The organism is Pantoea sp. KPR_PJ (assembly GCF_041386365.1).
GTDB lineage: Bacteria > Pseudomonadota > Gammaproteobacteria > Enterobacterales > Enterobacteriaceae > Pantoea.
In genome coordinates this window covers 84441-102283 of record NZ_JABMIK010000006.1, presented here as the reverse complement: position 1 = coordinate 102283, position 17843 = coordinate 84441, and the positions used below count along the sequence as shown (strand labels likewise).

Sequence of the window (17843 nt, the reverse complement as noted above, 5' to 3'; positions counted from 1 at the left end):
TCTAACTGACGAGTGGAATACGATGGATCGGATGCATTTAAGCGCAACATATCGCGGTTCTTTTACGCTCAGCGTTCTCTGTGCTGGCATCGCTTTATTGACAACTTCTCCTCTGGCGGCCGCCAGCGACGTCATGCAAACGGCCCGCCAGATCAACGCAACCGGCCTGGCGCAGCAGCAGGACCTTCCTTCTCTGACCGGGGCCAGTGCGGAACCCGCGCTGGCGAACGTGCCAGACACGCTGACCGTGAGTCAGGCGGTGCAGCGTGCGATTCAGTGGCATCCCGATATTGCCGAGGCGGTGGGAAAGCTGCTGGAACAGGCCAGCCAGGTTGACGTGGCGAAAGCCAAATACTATCCACAAATCAGCGCCGGTATGAACAACGGCTACAGCAATGCCTACAGCGAGAAGGGATTCAGCCCTTCATTTGTGCTGTCGGTTTCTCAGATGCTGTACGACTTTGGCAAGGTCAGCAGTTCCGTACGCTCCGCCGAAGCGGGCGTAGCCCAGCAGCAGGCCAACGTGCTGGTGAGTATTGATACCGTGGCGCACGACACGGCCGCCGCGCTGATTCAGGTGCAGGGCTATCAGCAGCTGGTGAAAATCGCCCGCCAGCAGCTCACGGCGCTGATGAAAATTGGCGATCTCGCCCGCCAGCGCAACGATGAAGGGGCGGCCTCGCTCTCCGACGCGACCCAAACCGACGCCCGTATCGAAGGGGCACGCACCATGCTCACCCAGTATCAGGCGAGTCTGGATCGCTGGCGCGCCACGCTGGCAACTTACCTTGGCTGGCCGAACGTGAAGCAGGTCAGTGACGATTTTCCAGCCAGTCTGATGCGCTCCTGTGAGACGTCAAAGGCGGACGATCGGCTTATTCCGGCGGTGCTTGCCGCCTGGGCGCAGGCGAACCAGGCACAGGCGAAGCTCGATAACGCCAATGCACAGATGCTGCCCACCATCTCGCTGGAACCGCAGGTAACGCACTATCTTAATGACCACTACGCCAACAGCCAGACGGTCGATCGCACGCAATATTCCGCCTGGGTTAAAGTGGAAATGCCGCTCTATCAGGGCGGCGGCCTGACCGCCAGTCGTGACGCCGCGGCGAGCGCGGTCAACGCCGCCAACGCCGCGATGAACTCGGCGCGGCTAAAGGCGCGCCAGCAGCTGACCGAGTCGCAGAGCGAGTCGCAGAGCCTGGCGCTCAGCCTGGCAATTCAGGCGCGGCAGCAGCGGCTCGGCGAGAAGACGCAGGAGCTTTACCAGGATCAATACCTGCAACTCGGTACCCGCCCGCTGCTTGATGTGCTCAACGCGGAACAGGAAGTGTTCCAGACGCGCTTCACGCTTCAACAGACTATCAGCCAGCTACGGTCGCTACAGCTCGACTGCCTTTACAGCACCGGGCATATGCGCTCGGCGTTCGCCCTGAACAATCAGCGGATCCAGTCCGTGGAGATCCAGCCATGACGCAAATGCAGCTTCCAGATTCACCCGCGGGCAAACCTGAACGGGCCGACAGCGGGGTGCCGCTCCAGGGCTGGGCGACAGCCATTATCCTGATCGCCGCTCACTACCGGCTGCCCTGTTCCCCCGGCATGATCCTTGCCGCCAGCGAGTGGCAGGGTAAACAGACGCGTGACAAGGCGCTGCGCCACCTGGCGCGACAGGCCGGTCTCTCGTTGCAGCTTTATGAAGAGAAAAAGTGGGAGATCAACCACTGGCGTCTGCCGCTGGCGGTAGAGCTGACGGACGGGCAGGTTGGCGTACTTGTCAGCTTTGACGGCGAGGATGAGGTGCGGGTGCACTTCAGCGGCGACGAGCAGCCGACCCCGCTGTCGCTGGCGGCGCTGCTGCCGGATATCCGCTTCGCCGCCGCCTTTCGTCCGCTTACGGCGGCGAAAGACAGCCGCGTCGATCGCTATCTGGAAACCATTAAGCCTGACTGGCTGCGTCGCCTTGTGCTGCGCGATCTGCGGCCTTACGGCTATGTGATGCTGGGATCTTTTCTGATCAACCTGCTGGCGCTGGTGGGCATTATTTTCTCGATGCAGGTCTACGATCGGGTGATTCCGGCGCAATCCTATCCCACGCTCTACGTGCTCTACGGCGGAGTCATCATCTCGGTCATCTTTACCTATATCCTGCGCGTCGGGCGCGATCACGTCACCGATCTACTTGGCAAACGCGCCGATATGCGTGTATCAGATCGGGTGTTTGGTCACGCGCTACGGCTGCGCAACAGCGCCGTTCCGCGCTCCACCGGCACCTTTATTTCCCAGCTTCGGGAGCTGGAGGCCATCCGCGAAATGGTGACCTCGACCACGGTCACCTCTATTGTCGATATGCCGTTTTTCCTGCTGTTCCTGCTGGTGATGGCGATCATTGCACCGCAGCTGGCGTGGATTGCGCCAGTCGCGGTGATCCTGATGATCCTGCCCGGCCTGCTCAAGCAAAAAACGCTGGCGAAGCTGGCGCACCAGGCGCTCAAGGAGTCAACGCTTCGCAATGCGGTGCTGGTTGAGAGCGTGCAGGGGCTGGAGGATATCAAGCTGATGCAGGCAGAGGATCGCTTCCTGCAACAGTGGAACAGCTATATCCGCATCACCGCGCAGTCTGGCGTGGAAATGCGCAAAGTGATGCATTCGCTGATCAGCTGGGGTGTAACGGTGCAGGGGCTGGTCTACGCCAGCGTTATCGTCATCGGCGCGCCGATGGTCATCAATGGCGATATCACTACCGGTGCGATTGTCGCCGCCTCGCTGCTCTCCTCGCGCATGATTGCGCCAATGGGCACCCTGTGCGGCGTGCTGGCGCGCTGGCAGCAGGTCAAGGCAGCGAAAACCAGTCTGGACGCGCTGATGGCGCTGCCGGTTGAGAACAGCAAAGATGAAACCCGCATTCATGCGCCGGTGCTGTTCGGCCACTATCAGTTTAGCGAGGCGATGTTTCGCTACTACAGCGATTCCACCACCATCGCGCTGCGGATTAAGAGTCTGACCATTAAACCTGGGGAGCGCGTGGCCGTGCTGGGTCGTAACGGATCGGGTAAATCAACGCTGCTACAGGCGATGATCGGCGGAATGGATCTGGTGGGTGGCGAGCTGCGCCTCGACAACCTGAGCCTGCCGCATATCGATCTGGCGGACGTGCGGCGCAACGTAGGCTTAATGACGCAGAATGCGCGTCTGTTCCACGGCACCCTGCGTGAAAACCTGACTATGGGGGCGGCACATGCCAGCGACGAGGCGATCTTCGCCGCGCTGACGGTAAGCGGAGGCGCAGACTTTATCCGCCGGCTGCCGCTGGGCCTCGATCATCCGGTGATGGAGGGGGGCGTAGGGCTTTCCGGCGGCCAGCGGCAGTCGCTGCTGCTGGCGCGCATGCTGCTGCGCGATCCCAATATTGTACTGCTGGATGAACCCACCGCCTCGCTGGACGATCATACCGAAAAAGAGTTTATCGAACGGCTCGGGCAGTGGCTGAATGGCCGCACGCTGATTGTCGCCACGCACCGCGCGGCGATCCTGGCGTTAGTGGATCGCGTGCTGGTACTGAAAGAGGGGCAGCTGGTTATGGACAGCCCGAAAGAGAGCGCCTTGCCGCCGGGACGTGCGGCGCTGAACCGTCCGGAGGATCAGGCATGAGTGAGCTGTCAACAAAGCTGCGGCTGGTCGCACCGGAAAGGGAAACCTCCGACGATCTTAACGGCGATCTGCATTCGGAAAGCTACTATACCGGGGCGGTGCGCCTGATTGTTATCAGCGCCTTTCTGCTGCTGGCCGGGCTGGTCTGGGCGTGGTTTGGCGTGCTTGATGAGGTCTCGACCGGCACCGGCAAAGTGATCCCCAGCTCGCGCGATCAGGTTCTCAGCTCGCTGGAGGGCGGGATCCTCGCCGAGCTGAACGTGCACGAAGGGGATCGGGTACAGGCGGGTGAGATCGTGGCAAAGCTTGATCCCACGCGATCGGTCTCCAGCGTCGGTGAAAGTGCGGCGCGCTACCGGGCTGCGCTGGCGGCCAGCGCGCGCCTCTACGCTGAAGTGAACGATCGGCCGTTGAGCTTCCCTGATGAGCTAAAGGCGTTTCCCGATCTTATCGCCTCAGAAACCCGGCTCTACACCACCCGGCGTGCCCAGCTAAAAGACTCCAGCGCGCAGATCCAGGCGTCGCTTGGCCTGGCGAACCGCGAGCTGGCGATTACCCAGCGGCTGGCGAAAACCGGCGCGGCCAGCAGCGTCGAGGTGCTGCGGCTTCAGCGCGATAAGTCCGATCTGGAGCTAAAGCTGACCGACATGCGCTCGCAGTACTATGTGCAGGCGCGCGAGGATCTGGCGAAGGCGTCGGCGGAAGCCGATAGCCTGGCGCAGACGGTGAAGGGGCGTGAGGATACCGTGAGCCGCCTGACGCTGCGTTCGCCAATGCGCGGCATCGTTAAAAATATCAAGGTGACCACCGTCGGCGGCGTTATCCCACCGAACGGGGAACTGATGAACATCGTGCCGATAGACGATCGCCTGCTGATTGAAGCGCGCCTGTCGCCGCGCGATATTGCCTTTATTCATCCGGGGCAAAAGGCGCTGGTGAAGATTTCCGCCTACGACTACGCCATTTATGGCGGTCTGCAAGGCGTCGTCGAGAGTATCTCGCCTGATACCATTCAGGATGAGGTGAAGCCGGAAATTTACTACTACCGCGTCTTTATTCGCACTGATACCGACTATGTGCAGAACAAAGCGGGACGCCGCTTCTCTATCAGCCCGGGCATGGTTTCGACGGTAGATATCAAAACCGGTGAAAAAACCGTAATGGATTACCTGATTAAACCGTTTAACCGCGCGAAAGAGGCGCTGCGTGAGCGTTAATGCAGGCTCAACAACCGGCAATCTGTTGCCGTATGGATTGCAGCGCGCGGCGTTCTTCGCAATAATTGCTTAAAATGCAGCAACGCAGAGATCCCTTCCTCGTCGGGCTTAACGACGCGGAGGGGATTTTTTTTATTGCGTTATTACCCCCCTGTAACTTCGTGCCATGCGGCAGAGAGGATGAGTTATGTACAATACCCTGGGCAATCAGTACGACAATTCGCTGGTCTCCAACGCCTTCGGTTTTATGCGTTTTCCGGTGAACTTCCAGCCTTACGACAGCGACGCCGAGTGGGTGATCACCGGCGTGCCTTTTGACGCTGCTACCTCAGGCCGGCCGGGCAGCCGCTTAGGGCCAGGCGCCATCCGCCAGATCTCCACCAACCTGGCCTGGGAAGGCTGCCGCTGGCCCTGGGATTTCGACCTGCGTCAGCGCCTGAACGTGGTGGACTGTGGCGATCTGGTTTACGCCTTTGGCGACTCGCAGGATCTCTCCGACAAGCTCCAGGCACACGCGGAAAAATTGCTGGCGAACGGCAAACGCATGCTGACCTTTGGCGGCGATCATTACGTGACGCTGCCGCTGCTGCGCGCCCATGCAAAACATTTTGGCAAGCTGGCGCTGGTCCATTTTGATGCCCACACCGACACCTATTCTAACGGGCCGACGTTCGATCACGGCACTATGTTCTTTACCGCGCCGCAAGAGGGGCTAATCGATCCGCAGCACTCCGTGCAGATCGGTATCCGTACCGAGTTCGATAAGAGCCTGGGTTTTAACGTTCTGGATGCGGCGCAGGTTAACGATCGCAGCGTGGACGATATCCTGGCCGAAGTGAAGCGCACCGTCGGCGATCTGCCGGTCTACCTGACGTTTGACATCGACTGTCTGGATCCGGCGCACGCGCCTGGCACCGGCACGCCGGTTATTGGCGGCCTGACCACCGATAAAGCGACCAAACTGGTGCGTGGGCTACAGGGGCTAAACATCGTTGGTATGGACCTGGTTGAGGTCGCACCAGGGTACGATCATGCCGATCTGACTTCGCTGGCGGCGGCAACGCTGGCGCTGGATATGCTGCACGTTCAGGCAGCGAATAAGGGCTAAAACATCATCACAGGGCGCGCGATGCGCCCTTTTATTACATCAGGAGAACATCATGGGATTACTCGATCAACTTGTTGGCGCGTTAGGCAACGGTAACGGACGTAATACGCTGGGCGAGCTGGAGGCGGTCTGGAACTGGGTGCAGGAGCAGGGCGGTGTGGAAGTGCTGCTGAATAAGTTCCAGCAGGGCGGCCTGGGCGAGATTTTAGCCTCATGGATCGGCAATGGCAGCAACCAGTCGGTGAGCGGTGGCGAAATCAAGTCAGCGTTTGGAGAAGAGGCGCTGCAGTCGCTGGCGCAGAAGCTGGGCACCGACATCAACGGCGCTTCCGGCACGCTGGCCGATCTGCTGCCGCATCTGATCGATCGCCTTTCACCGCAGGGCGAAGTTGACGCGCAGGCAGTGCAAAACAAGCCATTTGATTTAGGCTCAATGGTCGATCAGCTGTTCAAGCGTTAAACCAGGATGATGCGCACTGTACCATTACAGCGCGCATCCGCTTATTTTCCGCTGTCTGCCGCAATGCGCTCGCGAATATGCTGCGCTCGCGCTGCGGAGTCAGGATGGGAGTCAAACAGGCTGCTCTGTTGACCCTGCTGCATTTTCGCCAGCTTTTCGAAGCTGGTTGCCAGTCCCATGGGGTTAATGCCGCGCTTTTTCAGAAGATCGTAGGAGTAGTCATCTGCCTGCGACTCCTGGGTTTGCGAGAACTGTGCGTTAACCAGCTGTTCGCCCATATCACCCAGCTGCGACTGCGACAGCGAGCCAATAATGCCGCCAACCGACGAGGCCGCAGTGCGCGCGGCGGTGGTGCCAAAGGCGACCTGCATCGCTTTGCGCGTATGGCCCAGCGCGACGTGTCCCATCTCATGGCCCAGCACACCTTCCACTTCGTTGTCGTCCATCATATCCATCAGGCCGCTGTAAACGCGGATACAGCCGTTCGCCATCGCCCAGGCATTAACATCTTTGGTCAGGTAGACCTTGTAGTTGGCTGGGGTGCCGTTGATGTTGTCGCCCAGCGCGGCCGCAATTTTGTTCAGACGCTGCTGGTAGGTGCTGTCAGCAGGCGCAAGCTGGTTCTCTTTGTCCATCTGCGCGCAGGATTGATCGCTTAGTTGTTTCACCTGAGCATCGTTGAGGGTATAGGCCTGAAAAGCCTGCGCGCCTGACTGCAGCAGCGCATTGTTGTCCATTCCCTGGCAACCGCTGAGCAGCGCCGCAAGACCGATTGCCACGATTCCTGTCTGAATCTTCATAGTAAATCCCGTGAGTAACAAGGTAAGAAAAACAGGCACCTGAAAAAAGGTCAGGCACCCTAACGAAAGGGTTATAGCGTGCGACAGCGAACTTCGCTAGCAGACATAACCGTAAATGCCAGACGGAGCGGCGAGATTTAGCACGGCACAGCATGTACTTTTGCCCCGATTTTCATGTACATTGATCAGCGACTTTTTCCTTGTTTTGCCTGATAAATCATTAATAACAATGAGTTAAGAAGGTGAATCATTCATCCGACCTGGAGTAGAAAATGCCCTCTCGTAAAGAGCTTGCCAACGCCATTCGCGCGTTAAGTATGGATGCAGTACAGAAAGCCAAATCGGGACATCCGGGGGCCCCGATGGGTATGGCAGATATTGCCGAAGTACTGTGGCGTGGCTACCTGAACCATAACCCGACGAATCCGCTGTGGGCCGACCGTGACCGCTTCGTGCTCTCCAACGGCCACGGCTCCATGCTGATTTACAGCCTGCTGCACCTCACCGGCTACGATCTGCCGATGGGCGAACTGCAGAACTTCCGTCAGCTGCACTCAAAAACTCCAGGTCACCCGGAATACGGCTATACCCCAGGCGTTGAAACCACCACCGGCCCGCTGGGCCAGGGTATCGCTAACGCCGTTGGCTTTGCTATCGCCGAGCGCACGCTCGCCGCGCAGTTCAACCGCCCGGGCCATGAGATCGTCGATCACAACACCTATGTGTTTATGGGCGACGGCTGCATGATGGAAGGGATCTCGCACGAAGTCTGCTCGCTGGCTGGCACGCTGAAGCTGGGCAAGCTGGTCGCGTTCTACGACGATAACGGCATCTCTATCGACGGTCATATCGACGGCTGGTTTACTGACGACACGGCGAAGCGCTTCGAATCCTACGGCTGGCACGTGGTGCGTGGCGTAGACGGTCACGATGCCGACGCGATTGCCAAAGCGATTGAAGAGGCGAAAGCCGTAAGCGACAAGCCTTCACTGCTGATGTGCAAAACCGTTATCGGCTTCGGTTCGCCAAACAAAGCGGGCACCCATGATTCGCACGGCGCACCGCTGGGCGATGACGAAGTGGCGCTGACGCGCAAACAGCTGGGCTGGGAACACGCGCCGTTTGTTATCCCGTCTGAGATCTACGCCGAGTGGGACGCTAAAGAAGCGGGCAAGGCAAAAGAGGCGAAGTGGGACGAGAAATTCGCTGCCTATGCGCAGGCTTTCCCGGAGCTGGCGGCCGAGTTTAAACGCCGCGTCAGCAACGAACTGCCGGCTAACTGGCAGGAAGAGTCGCAGAAATTTATTGAGCAGCTGCAGGCGAACCCGGCAAAAATCGCCAGCCGTAAAGCCTCGCAGAACGCCATCGAAGCGTTCGGCAAGCTGCTGCCAGAATACCTGGGCGGCTCCGCCGACCTGGCGCCGAGCAACCTGACCATGTGGTCCGGCTCTAAGCCAGTCAACGTCGACGCGGCGGGTAACTATATTCACTACGGCGTGCGCGAGTTCGGTATGACCGCCATCGCGAACGGTATTGCGCTACACGGCGGCTTCCTGCCTTACACCGCGACCTTCCTGATGTTCGTTGAGTATGCGCGCAACGCGGCGCGTATGGCGGCGCTGATGAAGATCCGTCAGATCATGGTCTACACCCACGACTCTATCGGTCTCGGCGAAGATGGCCCGACGCACCAGCCGGTCGAGCAGCTGGCCAGCCTGCGTACCACACCGAACATGAGCACCTGGCGTCCGTGCGATCAGGTTGAGTCAGCGGTAGCGTGGAAGTACGCTATCGAGCGTAAAGATGGCCCAAGCGCGCTGATCTTCTCTCGCCAGAACCTGGCGCAGCAGGAGCGCACGCCGGAGCAGCTGGCCAACATTGCGCGTGGTGGCTACATTCTGAAAGAGTGTGACGGCCAGCCGCAGGTGATCCTGATCGCAACCGGTTCTGAAGTTGAGCTGGCGGTAGCGGCCTGGGACAAGCTGAGCAGCGAAGGCATCCAGGCGCGCGTCGTCTCTATGCCTTCTACCGACGCCTTCGACAAGCAGGATGCGGCTTATCGCGAAGCAGTACTGCCGAAAGCCATCGGTGCACGCGTCGCTATCGAAGCGGGTATTGCTGACTACTGGCAGCGCTACACCGGCCTGCACGGCGCGGTGGTCGGCATGACCACTTTCGGCGAATCTGCGCCGGCTGAGAAGCTGTTTGAAGTGTTTGGCTTTACCGTGGATAACGTTGTCGCCCAGGCGAAAGCGGTGCTGTAAGCGATGCGGGTCGCCTGTCTGAAAGGGCAGGCGACCCCTGAAGACTACTGCGGTAACAGCGCTTTATGCAGCTGGAACTCCTGGCCGGGTATTTTCACCTGGTCAGTTTTCTCTTCCTGCCACGGCTTGGAAGAGCCATAAAAGCGGCCCTGGTGATGAACGGCCAGAGATTCGCACTCAACGGTGCCATCCATAAAGCCTTCGGCGTTGACAGCCACTTCGCGGCTGCGACCCAGTCCTTTTAGCTCTCCACTTATCTCTATGCGCTGCGCATAGATCTCACCGTCCACGCGGCCATGTTTTTGAACAAATACCGTTTTACGGGCATTAATTTTACCCGTCACGCAGCCATTAATGTGGACGTCGCCTTCCGCATCAATTTCCCCCGTGATGGTGCAGGTTTCCGGAATAGTGGTCGTGGTGTCCACCGTCGTTTTGACTACCGTGGCGACAGAGACGCTTTCCTCAAAGTCCTCTTCTGGTGGGCGTGCAGCAGCTGCGTTTGCTGTTTCACCGTATCCAGAGTGCAAACTGTTCTCTTTGCGTTTAAACATCGTTATTCCTTTATTGAATTGTACTCCCCTGAAAGCGGCCCCGGCGATAAGCGCTAAGCCCAGCGCCAGCAGCAGCCCGCGATACTGACGTACAAGCGTCAGCGTAAGGCTCCAGCCCAGCAGATAAATTACCAACGCGAAAGACCAGATAAACCAGAGATACCAAAGCAGGTTGTAATTCATAGATTGTTTGTCATAAGGAAGCGTCGGTTACCGCTATTCGGTTGAGCGGCAAACTTTCCCGTTACGCGGTTAAACGAAGCCGCGTCCGACGGTCGTTTTATATTCATATTTAACTTTTTAGTGTGATCGAAGTCGGATTTTTGGATTCTCATTTGATCTGACGCATTCCAATTATTACCCGTTCTCATTATTGTAGCTGAACCGTTTCAGTAGGCGCTGTAGCGGCTTTTTTTAGCCAACGTGACCCGGCAAAAGTACAATAATTTCCTGTACAAACGCTAACGTCTGGCTCAGGCTTACGCTCCGATTTTGCGCTGAATTTAACTGCGGGGTGATATGACGGTTCGCATTGCCATAAATGGATTTGGGCGTATTGGACGCAACGTGCTGCGTGCGCTTTATGAAACCGGCCGACGGGCAGAAATAACCATTGTGGCGATCAATGAGCTGGCAGAAGCAGCGGGTATGGCGCATCTGCTAAAATATGACACCAGCCATGGCCGTTTCGCTTTTGACGTACGTCAGGAACGCGATCTGCTCTTTGTCGGCGATGACACTCTGCGTATTCTGCACCATGCCGATATTGGGATGCTGCCATGGCGTGAGCTCAATGTCGATGTGGTGCTCGACTGCACGGGCGTCTACGGCAGCCGAGCCGATGGCGAAGCCCATTTGCAGGCGGGCGCAAAGAAGGTGCTGTTTTCTCATCCTGGCGGCAGCGACCTGGACGCCACCGTGGTATTTGGCGTCAACGAGCAGGCTCTTAAACAAACTGACCGGATTGTTTCTAACGCCTCCTGCACGACAAACTGCATTATTCCGGTGATCAAGCTGCTGGACGACGCCTTTGGTATTGAGTCAGGAACGGTCACAACGATTCATTCAGCGATGCACGATCAGCAGGTAATTGACGCCTACCACAGCGATCTGCGCCGCACGCGCGCAGCCAGCCAGTCGATCATTCCGGTCGATACCAAACTTGCCGCTGGCATTACCCGCATTTTTCCGAAATTTAACGATCGCTTTGAAGCGATTGCGGTGCGCGTGCCAACAATTAACGTCACCGCCATCGATTTGAGCGTCTCGGTGCGGGAGCCGGTAAGAGCTGCGCAGGTCAACGCCCTGCTGCGAAAAGCGTCAGAGGGGGCATTTCGTGGTATAGTTGACTATACGGAATTACCGTTAGTCTCAGTAGATTTTAACCACGATCCGCACAGTGCCATTGTGGACGGCACCCAAACGCGGGTCAGCGGTCAGCACCTGATCAAGACCCTGGTCTGGTGCGACAACGAATGGGGCTTTGCTAACCGAATGATCGACACGACGTTAGCGATGGCCGCAAGCGGTTTCAGGTAAGGCGCGGTTTGCGTCTGGCAAAACTTATGAGAATCAACGAGAGGGTTCACCATGTCTGTAATTAAGATGTCCGATTTGGATCTGGCTGGTAAGCGCGTTCTGATCCGTGCCGATCTCAACGTACCAGTGAAAGAAGGGAAAGTGACGTCAGACGCACGTATTCGTGCTTCTCTGCCTACCATCGAATCGGCGTTGAAACAGGGCGCAAAAGTGATGGTCACCTCTCACCTGGGTCGTCCGACCGAAGGTGAATATAACGAAGAGTTCTCCCTGCTGCCTGTTGTTAACTATCTGAAAGAAAAACTGAACGGTACCCGTGTTACCCTGGCAAAAGATTACCTCGACGGCGTTGAGGTTGGCGCAGGTGAGCTGGTCGTGCTGGAAAACGTTCGCTTTAACAAAGGCGAGAAGAAAGACGACGAGGCGCTGTCGAAAAAATATGCGGCACTGTGCGACGTATTTGTCATGGATGCGTTCGGTACGGCGCACCGCGCACAAGCGTCTACTCACGGCGTAGGTAAATTCGCGCCGATCGCCTGCGCGGGCCCACTGCTGTCTGCTGAGCTGGATGCGCTGGGCAAAGTGATGAGCAATCCGGAGCGTCCGCTGGTCGCTGTGGTTGGCGGTTCCAAAGTTTCAACCAAATTTGACGTGCTGCAGTCGCTGGTGAAAATCGCGGACACCGTGATTGTGGGCGGCGGCATTGCAAATACCTTCGTAGCGATTGACAACAAGGTGGGTAAATCACTCTACGAACCCGACTTCGTTGATGCAGCAAAAGGCCTGCGCGATCAGTACGGTATTCCGGTTCCAACCGACTCACGCGTTGGCACGGAATTCTCTGAAACTGCCCCGGCAACCGTGAAAAAGGTTTCCGAAGTGGCGGATAACGAAGAGATTATGGACTTCGGCGATGAAACTGCACAGAACATGGCGAAGATTCTTAAAGAAGCGAAAACCATTCTGTGGAACGGCCCGGTCGGCGTATTTGAGTTCCCGAACTTCCGCAAGGGCACCGAGATCGTGGCGAACGCGATTGCTGACAGCGAAGCGTTCTCTGTGGCTGGCGGCGGCGATACCCTGGCGGCTATCGACCTGTTCGGCATCGAAGACAAAATCTCTTACATCTCGACCGGTGGCGGCGCGTTCCTTGAGTTCGTAGAAGGCAAAAAACTGCCTGCGGTTGCCATGCTGGAAGAGCGTGCTAAGCAGTAATCCTTTGGGGGCGACGCTGATGCGTCGCCTGAAGACTTGCCCCTAGGGCGTTTAAAGCGCTGTCCCTTATGGGATAGTCGGTCACGAAACAGGACACAATCATGTCTAAAATTTTTGATTTCGTTAAACCCGGCGTTGTCACTGGTGATGACGTTCAGAAGATCTTCCAGGTCGCGAAAGAGAACAAGTTCGCACTGCCAGCGGTAAACTGCGTCGGCACTGACTCAATCAACGCCGTGCTGGAAGCCGCTGCGAAAGTAAAAGCACCGGTTATCGTTCAGTTCTCTAACGGCGGTGCAGCCTTTATCGCAGGCAAAGGTTTCAAAACCGACAAGCCGCAGGGCGCAGCCATTTTCGGTGCCATCTCAGGGGCTCAGCACGTTCACCTGATGGCTGAGCAGTATGGCGTGCCGGTGATCCTGCATACCGACCACTGTGCGAAGAAACTGCTGCCGTGGATCGATGGTCTGCTGGATGCGGGTGAAGAGCACTTCAAGAAAACCGGCAAGCCGCTGTTCTCTTCTCACATGATTGACCTGTCAGAAGAGTCGCTGGAAGAGAATATCGAGATTTGCAGCAAATACCTGGCGCGTATGGACAAGCTGGGCATGACGCTGGAAATTGAACTGGGTGTGACCGGCGGTGAAGAAGATGGCGTGGACAATAGTCATGTTGACGCGTCTGCACTCTACAGCCAGCCAGAAGACGTGGATTATGCTTACACCGAACTGAGCAAAGTAAGCAAGCGCTTCACTATCGCTGCCTCTTTCGGTAACGTACACGGTGTTTACAAGCCGGGTAACGTTAAACTGACACCGACCATTCTGCGCGATTCGCAGAAGTACGTCTGTGAAAAACATGGCCTGCCGCACAACGCGCTGGACTTCGTTTTCCACGGCGGTTCCGGTTCTTCTGCCGCTGAAATCGAAGAGTCTATCAGCTACGGCGTGATCAAGATGAACATCGATACCGATACTCAATGGGCAACCTGGGACGGCATCCTGCAGTACTACAAAAAGAACGAAGAGTATCTGCAAGGCCAGCTTGGTAACCCACAGGGTGCGGACAGCCCGAACAAGAAATACTACGATCCGCGCGTCTGGCTGCGCTCTGCACAGGCCTCAATGGTCGTGCGCCTGGAGCAGGCTTTCAAAGAGCTGAATGCTATCGATCGTCTGTAAGCGGCTTTATGCTGCAAAAAGGCCCTGAGGGGCCTTTTTTTTTGCATTTTGCTGGCGAAATGTAAGGAAATTCAAGGCTGATTTGGCAGCTGGCCTGTTTTTGTTTACCCTCTTGTAAGGGATTGTCGGAAGGTGTCTGACAATGTTTTGTCTTTTCCTTAGGGAAATTTCTCAACAGGGTAAGTAAATGGAACATTTGAACGTGGTCGACGACCTCAATAATGCGGGCAACTGGATTGTCCGCAATCAGGAGTTGCTGATCAGCTATACCGTCAACATTGTGGCGGCGGTTGTCATTCTGCTGATTGGCCTGATGATTGCGCGCATTGTTGCCAATGCGGCAAACCGTCTGTTGCGCTCGCGCCATATCGATCCTACCGTGGCGGACTTTCTGTCTGCGCTGGTTCGCTATGGCATCATCGCCTTTACGCTTATCGCCGCGCTGGGCCGTATCGGCGTACAGACCACCTCAGTGATTGCCATTCTGGGTGCCGCCGGTCTGGCCGTAGGCCTGGCGTTAAAAGACTCGCTCTCTAACCTGGCTGCCGGGGTGCTGCTGGTGATTTTCCGCCACTTTCGTGCCGGCGAGTTTGTTGACCTGGGCGGTATCATGGGCACGGTGATTAACGTACAGATTTTTTCCACCACGCTAAAAAGCGCGGACGGTAAAATGGTTGTAGTGCCGAACGGCAAAATCATTACCGGCAACATTGTTAACTTCTCGCGTGAGCCCGTGCGCCGTAATGAGTTTATTATTGGCGTTGCCTATGATGCGGATGTTGATGAGGTCATTGCGTTGCTGGAAGAGGTGGTTAAAAACGATTCGCGCGTTCTGCAGGACAGAGGCGTGCAGGTTGGCCTTAACGAGCTGGCAGCTTCATCAATGAACTTTGTGGTGCGCTGCTGGAGCAACAGCGGTGACCTGCAAAACGTCTACTGGGATCTGCTGAAAAACTTTAAGCGTGCGCTGGATGCGAAGGGTATCGGTATCCCCTATCCGCAGATGGATGTGCATCTGCATCGCGTCAGGCAGCCTGAAACAGAAGTGAAGGCGCAGTAATCTCTGTCGGGCGGCGTTCGTGCCGCCTGTATTACCCGCTCTAATGCCCGATTAAATCTTTGCATTTCCGCTAATAATCTCGCTTCACTATACTGCCTGCATCACACCGATGTAAGGAAAATCCCGTGTTATCCATATATTTACAAGGGCTTGCTCTTGGGGCCTCGCTTATTCTGCCGCTGGGACCGCAGAATGCGTTTGTCATGAATCAGGGCGTCAGGCGTCAATACCATCTGATGACGGCGTCGCTCTGTACCCTGAGCGATATTGCCCTCATCTGTGGCGGTATTTTCGGTGGCAGCACCTTGCTCCATCAGTCACCGCTGCTGCTGATGCTTATTACCTGGGCTGGCGTTGTTTTTCTGCTGTGGTATGGCTGGAACGCCCTGCGCACGGCTTTTAGCGGCCAGGTCGATCTGGCAACCGGCAGTGAGCTAAAGCAGAGCCGATGGCGGATTGTCGCCACAATGCTGGCGGTCACCTGGCTCAATCCGCATGTCTATATTGATACCTTCGTGGTGCTGGGCAGCCTGGGCGGTCAGCTTCCCACCCAGACGGCGCGCCACTGGTTTGCTCTGGGCACCATCAGCGCGTCAGTGATCTGGTTCTTTGGGCTGGCTGTGATGGCAGCCTGGCTGTCGCCTCGCCTGCGTACGGCCAGGGCGCAGCGGGTGATTAATCTGCTGGTCGGTGCCGTAATGTGGATCATCGCCAGTCAGCTGGCACGGCAGGGGATAGCGAATATCTGATTTGAATTGTCTGAAAGCAGCAGAACAGGATAAGCAAAGTACGAACTTTTACGGTATAAAACGCTCTGAGCAATGCACACTATTGCGTTCAAGCTTGCGTCTTTGATGCCGCAGCAAAACAGAGACTTCAAGGAGGACTTTCGTGAAACTGAAAGCACTGGCGCTGGTCGCCATGATGAGCGCATCGGCGCTGCCATTCAGCGCCCTGGCGGGTGAGCTACCGAACGGCCCGCATGTGGTAACGTCGGGCCAGGCAACCGTTGATGCGCGACCGGATATCGCCACGCTCTCTATTGTGGTCAATGTCTCATCAAAAGACGCGGCGGATGCTAAAAAACAGGCTGACGATCGCGTTGCCCAGTATTTTGATTTCCTGCAGAAAAACGGCATTGAGAAAAAAGATATCGATGCCGCTAATCTCAGCACCCAGCCGGAGTATGACTACACCAAAGAGGGCAAATCGGTGCTGAAGGGCTACCGGGCGGTTCGCCAGGTGCAGGTCACGCTGCGCCAGCTGGATAAGCTGAACGAATTACTGGACGGTGCGCTGAAGAGCGGCCTGAACGAGATTCGCTCGGTGGAGCTGGGCGTGACGAATCCGGATAGCTACAAGGCGCAGGCGCTGAAGGCTGCGATTGACAATGCCAGGCAGCAGGCGGCGGCGCTGGCGGAAGGCTTTGACGCTAAACTTGGCTCTGTTTACAGCATTCGCTATCACGTTGCGAACTATCAGCCCATGCCGATGGCGCGCATGTATAAAGCGACGGCGCAGTCTGCGGACACGTCCGCGCAGCAGACCTATGAGCAGCAAAGTATTCATTTTGACGATCAGGTGGATGTGGTCTTCGACCTCAAGCCGAATACACCTGCGCAGTAAGAATAAGGGGCGCCTGGCGCCCTTTTTTTATGGCGGGTCTGTTCCCGCTATCTGGCCGCCTGCTGATCAGGCTGCCAGCGTATCCTGGCGCAGCACGCGATGGCCGTGAGAAATTAACGCATCGGTGACGCGGCGCATCAGGCGGCTTTCCGGCGCAAAGCGGTGCCAGTAAAGCATGCGGCGCTGGCACAGGCCTGGCGTCAGATCCAGCAGCTCACCAGCCGCTAATTCACGCTCAATTTGCAGATGCGGGATCATGCAGCAGGTGGATCCCTGTCGCGCCAGCTGCACAAAGGCTTCTGACGAGTTAACGATATGGCAAGGCACACTGCCCGGCGAAAGGTCGAAATTCTGCTGCAGGAAAGCCTGATGCATATCGTCAAGATGGTCGAAGGCGACCGCTGGCGCTTTCAGTAGCGCCGAACGCGTGACGCCGTTAGGGAAATAGCGCGCTGCGAACTCAGGCGAAGCGACAAAGAGATAGTCGAGTGCGCCAAGCTGATCCACCAGGCAGCTCGGCAGCGGCTGCGGCTGAATACTGACTGCACCTACCACTTCGCCACGGCGTAAACGCTCCTGAGTACGGGTTTCATCCTCAACCTGCAAATTGAGGCGTACTGGCGAATCTGCCAGCACATCTTTCAACGCAGGCAGCAGCCAGGTCGCCAGACTGTCGGCGTTAACCGCCAGCGACAGTAACAGGGGCGTCGTACCGCCATTTTCGTCGCTCAGCCACTCCTCTTCCAGCAGCTCAACCTGATGCAGCAACGCCAGCAGTTTCTGCCCCTGTTCGGTGGGGCGCGGCGGTACGGTACGCACCAGCAGCGGCTGGCCAAAGAGGTTTTCCAGCTGCTTTATGCGCTGGGATACAGCTGACTGGGTAATACATAACTTCTGTGCGGCGCGCTCAAAACCGCGTTCGCGAATCACTGCGTCCAGCGCCTGAAGCGTTCGATAATCGGGGCGTTTCATTGTTGTTTTCTCTCCTTCAGGATGGGCGTTACTATGCCACAAAAATTACATCCGACGCGTTTCGCACCGATTTTTCCGCAGAGCGCGCCGCAGAAACGCAGCAGCACCGGCCGTTTTTGCGGGCTGGCTTCCAAAGCGATAATTCCAGCCGAAACAGCCGCGCACATTCGGCAAGCGTTGCTTTATACTACGCCCA

Annotated in this window: 15 protein-coding genes; 12 read left to right on the top strand and 3 right to left on the bottom strand. The window is 57.0% G+C overall.

Features of this window, described 5'->3' with window-relative positions; all coding sequences use genetic code 11:
- The first annotated feature begins 22 nt into the window (after window positions 1-22).
- The 5 genes from HP564_RS14040 to HP564_RS14020 all read left to right on the top strand — a co-directional run bounded on the left by HP564_RS14040 (window position 23) and on the right by HP564_RS14020 (window position 6436).
- Complete coding sequence (locus HP564_RS14040) at window positions 23-1474, top strand: TolC family outer membrane protein (protein WP_371244015.1); 1452 nt, start codon at window positions 23-25, stop codon at window positions 1472-1474.
- A complete protein-coding gene (locus tag HP564_RS14035) occupies window positions 1471-3651 on the top strand; it encodes a type I secretion system permease/ATPase (protein ID WP_371244013.1) in 2181 nt (726 codons plus the stop codon). Before HP564_RS14040 ends, HP564_RS14035 begins: the two co-directional genes overlap by 4 nt.
- Window positions 3648-4868: an HlyD family type I secretion periplasmic adaptor subunit gene (locus tag HP564_RS14030; protein ID WP_371244011.1), complete on the top strand. Its 1221-nt coding sequence runs from the start codon at window positions 3648-3650 to the stop codon at window positions 4866-4868. The genes HP564_RS14035 and HP564_RS14030 overlap by 4 nt, the downstream gene beginning before the upstream one ends.
- A 187-nt stretch (window positions 4869-5055) precedes the next feature.
- Window positions 5056-5976 carry an agmatinase gene (gene speB, locus HP564_RS14025; RefSeq protein ID WP_371244009.1) on the top strand — a complete coding sequence of 307 codons (921 nt, stop codon included), beginning with the start codon at window positions 5056-5058 and terminating at the stop codon, window positions 5974-5976.
- Window positions 5977-6028: 52 nt separating this feature from the next.
- The gene (locus HP564_RS14020) at window positions 6029-6436 is read left to right on the top strand and encodes a YidB family protein (RefSeq protein ID WP_371244007.1); all 408 of its coding nucleotides are present in this window, start codon (window positions 6029-6031) and stop codon (window positions 6434-6436) included.
- A gap of 41 nt (window positions 6437-6477) precedes the next feature.
- Here the strand turns inward: HP564_RS14020 and HP564_RS14015 are convergent, their stop codons facing one another.
- Complete coding sequence (locus HP564_RS14015; protein WP_371244005.1) at window positions 6478-7236, bottom strand: M48 family metallopeptidase; 759 nt, start codon at window positions 7234-7236, stop codon at window positions 6478-6480.
- A gap of 272 nt (window positions 7237-7508) precedes the next feature.
- On the opposite strand from HP564_RS14015, the gene tkt reads away from it, so the two are divergent.
- Window positions 7509-9500 carry a transketolase gene (gene tkt, locus HP564_RS14010; protein WP_371244004.1) on the top strand — a complete coding sequence of 664 codons (1992 nt, stop codon included), beginning with the start codon at window positions 7509-7511 and terminating at the stop codon, window positions 9498-9500.
- A gap of 44 nt (window positions 9501-9544) precedes the next feature.
- On the opposite strand, the gene HP564_RS14005 is transcribed toward tkt, so the two are convergent.
- Window positions 9545-10237: a polymer-forming cytoskeletal protein gene (locus tag HP564_RS14005; protein ID WP_371244002.1), complete on the bottom strand. Its 693-nt coding sequence runs from the start codon at window positions 10235-10237 to the stop codon at window positions 9545-9547.
- 336 nt (window positions 10238-10573) lie between these two features.
- On the opposite strand from HP564_RS14005, the gene epd reads away from it, so the two are divergent.
- The 6 genes from epd to HP564_RS13975 all read left to right on the top strand — a co-directional run bounded on the left by epd (window position 10574) and on the right by HP564_RS13975 (window position 16675).
- Complete coding sequence (epd, locus tag HP564_RS14000) at window positions 10574-11593, top strand: erythrose-4-phosphate dehydrogenase (protein ID WP_371244001.1); 1020 nt, start codon at window positions 10574-10576, stop codon at window positions 11591-11593.
- A 51-nt stretch (window positions 11594-11644) separates the two neighbouring features.
- Entirely contained in the window at window positions 11645-12808 is a 1164-nt protein-coding gene (gene pgk / locus HP564_RS13995) for a phosphoglycerate kinase (RefSeq protein ID WP_371244000.1), read from the top strand.
- Window positions 12809-12909: 101 nt separating this feature from the next.
- On the top strand, window positions 12910-13989 hold the full coding sequence (fbaA, locus tag HP564_RS13990; protein WP_371243998.1) for a class II fructose-bisphosphate aldolase: 1080 nt from the start codon (window positions 12910-12912) through the stop codon (window positions 13987-13989).
- Between the two features lie 187 nt (window positions 13990-14176).
- Window positions 14177-15049 carry a small-conductance mechanosensitive channel MscS gene (mscS, locus tag HP564_RS13985; protein ID WP_371243996.1) on the top strand — a complete coding sequence of 291 codons (873 nt, stop codon included), beginning with the start codon at window positions 14177-14179 and terminating at the stop codon, window positions 15047-15049.
- Between the two features lie 125 nt (window positions 15050-15174).
- Window positions 15175-15798, top strand: coding sequence for an arginine exporter ArgO (gene argO / locus HP564_RS13980; protein WP_371243994.1), 624 nt, complete (start codon window positions 15175-15177; stop codon window positions 15796-15798).
- A 142-nt stretch (window positions 15799-15940) separates the two neighbouring features.
- Window positions 15941-16675, top strand: a complete 735-nt coding sequence (locus HP564_RS13975) for an oxidative stress defense protein (RefSeq protein ID WP_371243992.1) — start codon at window positions 15941-15943, stop codon at window positions 16673-16675.
- A 66-nt stretch (window positions 16676-16741) separates the two neighbouring features.
- Here the strand turns inward: HP564_RS13975 and HP564_RS13970 are convergent, their stop codons facing one another.
- Complete coding sequence (locus HP564_RS13970) at window positions 16742-17647, bottom strand: LysR family transcriptional regulator ArgP (protein WP_371243990.1); 906 nt, start codon at window positions 17645-17647, stop codon at window positions 16742-16744.
- Between the last annotated feature and the right edge of the window lie 196 nt (window positions 17648-17843).